Source organism: Inquilinus sp., assembly GCF_057815775.1.
On sequence record NZ_JBYRFX010000842.1, the window covers coordinates 1 to 4,260 of the forward strand.

The 4,260-nt window shown below is 64.7% G+C and carries 4 protein-coding genes; 2 read left to right on the forward strand and 2 right to left on the reverse strand.

Going from position 1 to position 4,260, the window contains the following annotated elements:
* A partial coding sequence (locus AC3XYG_RS30055; RefSeq protein ID WP_489143552.1) for a CGNR zinc finger domain-containing protein occupies positions 1 to 544 on the reverse strand: 544 nt, incomplete at its 3' end.
* An 84-nt stretch (positions 545 to 628) separates the two neighbouring features.
* Between AC3XYG_RS30055 and AC3XYG_RS30060 the strand changes: the two genes are divergently transcribed.
* Together AC3XYG_RS30060 and AC3XYG_RS30065 are read left to right on the forward strand one after the other, a co-directional pair.
* On the forward strand, positions 629 to 1,438 hold the full coding sequence (locus AC3XYG_RS30060) for an alpha/beta fold hydrolase (RefSeq protein WP_489143553.1): 810 nt from the start codon (positions 629 to 631) through the stop codon (positions 1,436 to 1,438).
* 342 nt (positions 1,439 to 1,780) lie between these two features.
* Entirely contained in the window at positions 1,781 to 2,755 is a 975-nt protein-coding gene (locus AC3XYG_RS30065; RefSeq protein WP_489143554.1) for a terpene synthase family protein, read from the forward strand.
* A 54-nt stretch (positions 2,756 to 2,809) separates the two neighbouring features.
* Here the strand turns inward: AC3XYG_RS30065 and AC3XYG_RS30070 are convergent, their stop codons facing one another.
* Positions 2,810 to 3,862, reverse strand: a complete 1,053-nt coding sequence (locus tag AC3XYG_RS30070) for a hypothetical protein (protein WP_489143555.1) — start codon at positions 3,860 to 3,862, stop codon at positions 2,810 to 2,812.
* Between the last annotated feature and the right edge of the window lie 398 nt (positions 3,863 to 4,260).

Consider the following 4,260-nt stretch of genomic DNA (forward strand, 5'->3'; position numbering starts at 1 on the left):
AAGTCGCCATGCGGCACCAGCTCCGCCCCCGGCCGCGGCCATGGTCGAGGAACAGCCAGGGGCAGCGGCCGCATTCCCGCAGGCGCTCCAGGTCCGGCCCGCTCATCAGCTGCAACAGCCGTAGTGCCAGGCGATGGCGGATCAACTCCGGTCCTGTGCGATCCTCGGCCAGCCTCCAGACGCCGTCGCCGCCCTCGACCGACAGGCGGGAGGCCGCCAGCGCCGCGCGGATCTCCGCCTCGACGGCGTCGCAGGCATCGGCCTCGGGCGCCGATCCGGCGGCACGGGCGCTGAGCAGCCGATAGGCCGCCTCCCGGAACGCGCGCAGTCGCAACAACTCGGCCCCGTCATCCGGGCCGGCCATCAGTCCCGCGGCGTCCCGGTCGTCGACGACGCCGGTGAAGCGCGCCCAGGCGACGGCGTCGTCCCAGGTCGCCAGGCGCTCCTCAACCCGGCTTTTGCCGGTGTCGCCCACCGTGTTGAGGAAATCGAGGACGGTGTCACCACCGACCAGATCCTCCGCCCGCCACTGCCATGCCGCCACCGATCGCTCCTTCCCCGCTTGCCGGGAACCGAACTCAAGCTGTAACCGTTAAATAAGTTATAACGGTTATCAAGGAGAAGATCCATGCTGACTCTCGATCGGCGCTTCACATTCCGCGGTCAGAGCGTGGCCTGGGGCGCGCTCGGCGACGGGCCGCCGCTCGTCCTGGTGCACGGCACGCCGTTCTCGTCGCAGGTCTGGCGCCGGATCGCGCCGCTGGCCGCGAGCCGGTGGCGGGTGCATGTCTTCGACCTGCTCGGCTATGGCCAGTCGGAGCAGGGCGACGGCCAGGATGTGTCGCCTTCCGTCCAGAACGCGCTGTTCGCGGCCCTGCTGCAGGAATGGGGGCTGGAGGAGCCGGACGTGGTGGCCCATGATTTCGGCGGCATGGCCGTGCTGCGGGCCCATTATCTCGACGGCTGCCGCTACCGGCGCCTGACCCTGATCGATCCGGTGGCGCTGTCGCCCTGCGGCTCGCCCTTCTTCCTGCATGTGGCAAAGCATGAGGCGGCGTTCGCGGGGTTGCCGGACTACACCCATGACGCGCTGCTGCGGGCTTATATCGGGGCCTCGACGCACAGTCCGCTGACCGAGGAGGCGCTGGCGATCTACATGCGGCCCTGGCAGGGCCCGGTCGGCCGCCCCGCCTTCTACCGCCAGATCGCGCAGATGCATGACCGCTATCTCCAGGAGATCGAGCCATCCTACGGCCCGATGCCCTGGCCGGTCGAGATTCTGTGGGGCGAGCAGGATCACTGGATCCCGATCGCCCAAGGTGAGCGCCTGGCAGCGAAGCTCACCGGTGGGGCACTGACCCGCGTGCCCGATGCCGGCCATCTGGTGCAGGAGGATGCGCCGGAGGCCATCGTCGCGGCCCTGTTCCGGCAGGGGTGACGTCCACCCGACCTTGGGTCGGCGGCGGGCCGGAAGGCCGCCGCCGGGCCCTTCCCCGCGACCGCGAGGCCGTTTTCCGATCATCGGCCGGATTACATAAAATTACGGCAATAAGCATAAATTCCGTCGATTAAATTGAACGCCGGCCGTCGCCAGACATCATCGGCAACCTTCATTCCATCCCTGCATGCATCAATGCCGCCTATGCATGTTTTTTCAATTCAGATTTATGTTACTAAAGTAACAATTAAGAATAATCCGCCAGTGCGTTCGAATTTGATCAAGTACTGTTGATTCACAGGCAGCGAGGCAATAGTGGTTAGTACTCTTGAAGTAGAGGCGTTGAACGCGATCCGCTGGGGCCTGCGCCCGCCGGACAACCAACACGGCAACAGCGTTCGGCGGCATGCCGCCAACTGGCTGCCCAAGGTGGGGTTGGCGGCCAGCGACGACCGGCAGCGCAAGCACGCCGCCATCGACATCCCGCTGCTGGCGGCGATGACGCATCCCTGGGCAACGCGGGCCGACCTCGCGACCGTGCATGACTGGCTGGCCTGGCTGTTCGAATTCGACGACCAGTTCGACGACGGCCCCGACGGGGTGGATCCGGACAGCGTCATGGCCCTGGGCGCACGGCTGCTCAAGATCCTCGATGGCGGCCCGGCCATGGCAGGGCCTTCCATGCCGATCTGCGATGCCCTGGCCGATATCTGGCGCCGGCTCAGGCCGCGGACGTCGCCGGCATGGCGCCAGCGTTTCCGGACGCATGTCGCGGAGTATTTCGAATCCTATGTCTGGGAAACCTCGAACCGGCGGCGCCAATACATTCCTGCGGCGGAGGAGTATCTGGCGCACCGGCAGCAGACCGGGGCAGTCCACACCTGCTTCGACGTGCTGATCCCGACCTTGGGCGTCGCGTTCGACCCGGAGGCATGGGAAAACCCGACGCTCCGGCAGATCGAATACATCGCCTGCGAGATCATCACCCTGTCGAACGACATCATCTCCTTCGCCAAGGAGAAGGGGCATGGCGATTATCACAACATGGTCGCGATCCTGATGGCCAAGACCGGCTGCTCGATGGAGGATGCCGTCGGCAAGACCGCCGCCATGGTGGCCGAGCTGCTGGCCAAATTCGACGGGCTGGCGGGGCAGTTCGCCTGGGCCTTGGCCCGGGAGGGCGACGATATCGGCCGCTATCTGTTCGGCCTGCGTGCCTGGATCGTCGGCAACTACGCCTGGTCGCTCAAATCCCGGCGGTTCGCGGTGATGCCGGCCGCCGGACACTATGAAGAGGCCGGCCTGTCGGCAGCGTAGCCGGCTGCGGAGCCCCGCCGGCGCGAACCGGCGGGGCTCTCACAGGCCGTCCGGTCAGTCGTTCCAGAACGAGTTGCGGTTGACCCGGACCTTGCCGGATTCGATGTCGTTGACGTTGATCGTGGGGAAACCGACCGTCGCGGTGGCGCTCTGCGTCCAGGCATCGATGATCATGTCGCGCAGCTCGGCTGCGCCGGCGGCCAGGCGCTGGGTGACGAAGACGACCGACTGCGGGCTCGGCGTGGTGTAGTTGTTGCTGCCCGGGGCCAGCTGGTAGGTCTGGTCGATCGTGGCCAGGGTGGTCGCCAGGTAGTCATGCACCCGCTGCTCGATCTGGCAGTTGCAGTTGCGATAGCGGGGCAGGGCGGCGCGGATCGCGCGTTCGCTGATGAAGCTCTTGACGAAGGTGCCCTCGAACGGCGCGTGGATCGGTGCCGTCGTGTAGTTGTTCGGGTTGGGATAGTTGCCCCAGCCGTTGAAATGCACCGAGACATGCATCGGCTGGCTGCCATCGGCGACGTAATGGCCCCAGACGCCGATGTCGCGCAGCAGCAGCTTGCGGCGCAGTTGCAGCTGTTCCACGAAGAAGTCGCGGTCGGCGCGGTTCGACGCGGTGCGCAGGCCGACGGTGTAGGCGCGGACATAGGCGAAGTCCTTCCGCACCTGCTGCCAGCCATCGATCATGCTGTAGTAGAGGTAGCCGGTGCCGTATTGCGTCTGGCCGCCGGCGCGCAGGGCGGTGTCGAAATCGCGCCGCGATCCCGGCATGGCGTTGAACGGCACGATGCCGAACACCAGCCCGGCATCGTCGATATCCACGAAATGCCCGGGATCCCGCTCGAAATCATGGATCGAGCCGGCACCCTTGGAGACGTCGAGTTCGGCATTCCATTCGGAAATGGCGGTCTCCGAGTCGTCCGACCAGCCGCCGGTGCGCAGGATCGACTTGATGGTGTCGGGCAGGGCCTGCGCAGCGATCTCGCCGATCTCGACATGGCCGGTGTGGCCCCAGGCCCAGGCCCGCTGTTCCGCGGCGGTTGCCGCCAGGACCAGGGCCGAAAGCCAGACGATGGCACGGCCGGCGCGCTGCTTCCTTGTGCGATCCATCCTATCCCCCATGCGATTTTGAAGGGTTCGCCGGCTTGTGACGGCGAAGTACAGGATGGGTCGTAGCAGCCTTCATGTGTCGCCGCCATGAACGTTCGGTGACGATATGCCGTCGCCGCATAGGGAAGGCCTGTTAGATGGGCCGATCCGACCAAATAAATTCCAGTCCGATTAAGCCATTTCGCTATGGATCGGTGCTTTAAGCTCAAATTTTATTGTCATTGCCGGTTATGGTCCTGGAAAATTGTGGTCATCCAGGATTTTCCCCTGAAAGTCGTCTGTTGCCTTAGTGAGCCAACCAAGCATGATGCCGAGCCCATGGGACGAACTGTCCATTGACTCAGTTTCCCGATTTCTGAATGATAATCGGAATATCGTTCTCTAAAAAAGAATATAAA

Excerpts from the sequence above, each read along its gene's own strand:
- AC3XYG_RS30070 (WP_489143555.1), bottom strand. The coding sequence starts at position 3,862 with ATGGATCGCACAAGGAAGCAGCGCGCCGGCCGTGCCATCGTCTGGCTT.
- AC3XYG_RS30060 (WP_489143553.1), top strand. The coding sequence starts at position 629 with ATGCTGACTCTCGATCGGCGCTTCACATTCCGCGGTCAGAGCGTGGCC.